This is a genomic window from Pseudomonas sp. K5002 (assembly GCF_013386655.1).
Classification (GTDB): Bacteria; Pseudomonadota; Gammaproteobacteria; order Pseudomonadales; family Pseudomonadaceae; genus Aquipseudomonas.
This window is the reverse complement of the sequence record NZ_JACARK010000661.1, coordinates 1-4,665: the sequence shown is the minus strand read 5'-3', so window position 1 is coordinate 4,665 and position 4,665 is coordinate 1. Positions and strand designations below refer to the sequence as shown.

Here is a 4,665-nt window from a genome sequence, read left to right as displayed (position 1 = left end):
TGCCAGCGCCGTGTCACCGCCGCTGAAATTGACCGCGAGGAACGTCAGCGTCGCCGCGCCCCACAGCACGCCAATGCCCGCCAGCAGGCGCCAGGCGATGGATTTGAACAGGCTCATGGTTGCCCCCGGTCCAGCCAGATGCTGGTGAAGAACGGTACGTTGTGGGAGGTATCGAAAATCACGCCCTGGACTTGTCGACCATAGGCGGTGAGTACCTGGGCTTCCACCGAAGGCACCGACGGCACGGTTTCGGTCAGGCGCTTTTGTGCCTCGCCATAGAGCGCCTGCAACTCAACCGGATCGCGGGATTGGCGAGCGGCGCTGAGCACGCGATCCAGTTCGGCATCACGGAAGCGTCCAACGTTCTGGCCGATCCTTTTATCGGTGCTGATGGACTCGCTGTGATAAAGCACGAACATGCCGTCGGGTGTGTTGGTGTGCCAGTAACCGTCCGCCATCGCCTGGAACTTACCGGCATAGCGCCTCTCGATCACCCGGGTCAGCGGCAGCATCTCGACGGTCATCTCAAAGCCGACTTTTTTCAGGTCGGCCTGGATGGCCACCGAAACGCTGCCGGGAAAGGCCGGGCTGCTATAGGCCAACAAGGTCGCCTTCAGGCGCTGCCCGGCCTTGGTCCGATAGCCCTGGGCGTCGCGCCCTGTCCAACCGGCATCATCGAGCAAGGTATTGGCCGCCTTGACGTCGTAGGCCAGGGCCTCTTTGTTGGGTTGATAAAACCGGGTATTCGCCGCCAGGAAATCGGCTTTGGCGATGTATTCGCCGAAGCCGGAAATCCACGCCAATCCTTCGCGGTCGACGGCTTTGGCCACGGCGCGACGTACTCGCACGTCGTCGAATGGCGCCTGCTCGACGTTGAACACGATGCCACGGCTCGGGTTGCCCTTGCGAATCCGGCTGCGCATCACCAGGTCGGGGTTGGCGCGGATGGCGGCGGCATTCTGGGCCGGTGCATCAAGCGCGAAATCCGACTGGCCGGACTCTAGCGCCGTGAAGCGGATCATGGCTTCGGGGACGTAGCTCAGTTCGATACGGTCCAGGTAGGCTTCGCCCGCGTGGCGCGTCACCGGTGGCGCCCAGTTATAGCCGGGGCGCTTGATGAACACCGCGCCCTGGTCACGGGTGTAGCTCTGCAACGTAAACGGCCCGCTGCCGATGGGGTGCTCGGCGATGGTCTTCGGCGCCTCGCGAATCTGCCTGGGGGAGATCATGCTCAGCCAGGACTGCGCCAGCACATCCAGGAACGGCGTATAGGGTTCGCGCAAATGGGCTTCGAAGGTGTAGTCGTCGATGACCTTGCCATCCAGGTACGGCGCGATATAGGCCGCGGCCAGTGGGGACTTGGTCGCCGGGTCGCGCATGTGGTCCAGGTTGGTTTGCAGCGCCTGGGCATTGAATTTCTCGCCATCGCTGAAGGTCACGTCGTCGCGCAGGTGAAAGGTGTAGGTCTTGCCGTCGTCGGAGATGTCCCAGGAGCGAGCCAGCCACGGGCTGATATTGCCCTGCTCGTCCTGGTACACCAGGCAATCGAAGAGAATCCGGCCCATCCACTGGATGTTGCCGTTAGACAGTGCGTGAACATCGAAACTGCCGGCGTCGGAGGCGGCTGAGACGCGCAAAGTTCCGCCACTGCGCCCCGGTGACGACTCATGAAAGTCCGTCGCCGAATAAGTCACTACACCGTTGGTGACCGTGCCATCAGCCGCAGACGTTTCATGTTTCGGTGCCGCAGCCGGTGAGCAGGCATTGACTGCCAGGCACAGTGAAATAACCGCCGAAAGTTTCAGGATGGTTGTCAATGACACTTCCTTAGAGGAACTCGATGAACACTGAAAGTTTGCAATTACGGGATGTAATGCAGTGAGCATGCCAGTCTTCAAGAAACGCCATATTGACCATGAAACCGGCGCAAAACCCTTGTAAAACGGGGCAAACACTGCCAAACACTTATATGGTTATACCCGTTATACACCCCGAGATTGTTGGTAGCCTTACACACTGCTTATCAACTGTTGCGTTCGAGACAGCTGCGGCAATCCCAGGCATTAAAGTTGACTGTTGAGAATCAAACACCGATTCAAAACAAAGTATCCCGCAGAACACTTAACCTTAACTAAGCGCCCGTATTCCTTGGCCAATAGTCTTGGCATAGAAACTGCTCAGAGCGAAACAGGCATGACTATTCGAATAGAAAGCTGGGGCTCTTTTATCTATTCACAAGGAACACGCTTAATGGATCCAATCTTTCGGGGAGAGTTGCAAAAGTTGACACTTGCCGTGCGGCAAGCAACTTGGCTGGCGATGGTGGGGCTGGGCTCAGCCCTGGTTTTTTCCGCCAGTGTGCAGGCAGATGATGAGGTCACACCGACGACCGGAACACGGCTAAAGACGGTGACGGTAGAGGCACAAAAAATCACGCCCGTTGAAGCAGCCAAAAGTCAGCTGTCCGAAGTGCCAGGCGGCACCAGCGTGGTCGACAGCGAACAAGTGGCCAAGGGACGCACCGCCACCTTGCAGGACACCCTCGCCTATCAGCCGGGCGTGTTCGTGCAGTCCACCGGCGGCAACGACGCGGCCAAGATCTCCATTCGTGGCTCGGGCGCCAACACCTCGCCGGGGTATTTCCGTGAGGGCATCAAGTTCCTGTTCGACGGCCTGCCGATCACCGGCCCGGGCGGCACACCCTACGAATTCCTCAACGGCTCAGGGGTGAACTACACCGAGATCCTGCGGGGTGCCAACGCCTTCCAGTACGGCGCACTGAGCCTTGGCGGCGCCATCAACTTCGTCAACCAGACCGGTTACACCGCACCCGGCCTGCGGGTGCGAGCGGAAACCGGGAGCTACGGCTACAACAAGCAAAGCCTGAGTGTCGGCGGCGTCGAGGGTGCGTTCGATTACTACCTGAATGCCGACAACTACCGCAGCGACGGTTACCGCGACTACAGCCTGTCGAAAAGCCAGGGCGTAGTGGCCAACTTTGGCTACCGCTTCAGCCCGCAACTCGAAACCCGGGTGATGCTGCGTTACCGCGACGAGTTCCACAACGACCCGAGCGCCACCACCCTGGATGCGGTCAAGCACCATTCCGACCGTGCCAGTGCCACCGCCGAAAGCAGCGGCGCCGGCAGCCGTCGCCCCGGCAGCGTATGGCTGGGCAGCAAGACCACCTACACCTTTGAGGACGACGCCACCCTGTCGGTAGGTTTCGTCTACTACCAGTACGCCCACAACAACAGCCCGAACAGCCCGAGCAACCCCAGCTACTGGGACTGGCATGACCTGAGCGCGGTGATCAACTACGACCGCCGCGACACCCTGTTCGGCCACGAAAGCCGCTCCAGCCTGGCCTTCACCTCCACCGAACACCTCAAGGGCCAGGTCGACTCCACCTTCGCCAACAAACAGACGCGCAAGTTCGTCGACTACAGCTCCTCGTTCGATCACGTGTTCTCCGTGGGCAACGACCTGGAACTGGTGGACGGCCTGTGGCTGACCAGTGGCGTCTCGGCGATCAACGTGCGCCGCCATGCCGACGTCAAGGAAGCCCTGGTGGCCAACACCACCACCTACCCGAGCGATGTGACCTACGACAACTGGAGCCTGGCACCGCGAGTGGGCGTGCGTTACGAGTTCAACCCACAACTGCAAGTGTTTGCCAACGTCAGCCGCTCCGTCGACCCACCGGCGTCCTGGGAATACTCCGGCTCCGGGCCGACCACGCCGTACGTACGGCCGCTGGTGGAACAGAAAGCCAATACCGTGGAAGTCGGGATCAAGGGTTCGTCGGGCATCTTCGACGGCAGCCTGGCGCTCTACCGCTCATGGGTGAAAGATGAATTGCTCAACGTGCAGATCATCCCGGCCACCTCCACGGCTGCTGCGGTCACCGGTGCATTCAACGCCACGCCGACGATCCACCAAGGGATCGAGGCCGGCTTGAATACACGCCTGTGGGAAAACACCTCGGGTGAAAAAATCACCCTGCGCCAGGTGTATACCTATAACGACTTCTACTACCGCCACGACCCGACCTTCGGCGACAACCAACTGCCGGGGATTCCGAAGCATATCTATCAGGGCGAAGTGCAGTATCAGCACCCAGCGGGCTTCTATACCGGGGTGAATGTGCAATCGGCTTCGCGTACGGCGGTGGACTATGCGAACAGCTTCTATGCGCCCTCCTACACGATCTTCGGGGCGAACGTGGGGTATGAAACGCCGAGCAAGGACTGGAAGGTGTCGCTGGATTTGAAGAACCTGACCAATCAGAAATACGTGACGGCGGTGCAGCCGTTGTATGACGCGAAGGGGCAGGATACGGCGTCGTTGTATCCGGGGGATGGGATTGGGGCTTATGTGGCGGTGGAAATGCGCTATTGAGTCAGCGCATAACCTTAGCTGTCGATGTTCTTATTCCTCACGCCCGGCGATGGGTAAATTGTTAGCCACGTATCTCATTGAGGAAGTGGCTAATGTCTGAGTCTCGATCCGAGCCTGTGGTGTGGATTGCCGGTGTAGGTGCCGTGGCCGGCCTGGGAGCGGCGCTGGCGCGACGCTTCGCGCGGGAGGGTTTGCAGGTGGCCGTCAGCGGCAGGAGCCCGGACAAGTTGCAGGCTGTGGTCGAGGGCATCCGTGCGCTCGGCG

Annotated in this window: 3 protein-coding genes; 2 read left to right on the top strand and 1 reads right to left on the bottom strand. The window is 60.2% G+C overall.

Translation table 11 applies throughout. The features are described 5' to 3' along the window. Window positions 1-113: 113 nt before the first annotated feature. Window positions 114-1,817, bottom strand: a complete 1,704-nt coding sequence (locus HX846_RS25765; protein ID WP_087694255.1) for an ABC transporter substrate-binding protein — start codon at window positions 1,815-1,817, stop codon at window positions 114-116. A 433-nt stretch (window positions 1,818-2,250) separates the two neighbouring features. Between HX846_RS25765 and HX846_RS25760 the strand changes: the two genes are divergently transcribed. Beyond that, entirely contained in the window at window positions 2,251-4,401 is a 2,151-nt protein-coding gene (locus HX846_RS25760) for a TonB-dependent receptor (RefSeq protein ID WP_003219930.1), read from the top strand. A 92-nt stretch (window positions 4,402-4,493) separates the two neighbouring features. After that, the coding region (locus tag HX846_RS25755; RefSeq protein ID WP_178966346.1) for an SDR family NAD(P)-dependent oxidoreductase at window positions 4,494-4,665 on the top strand (172 nt) is incomplete at its 3' end.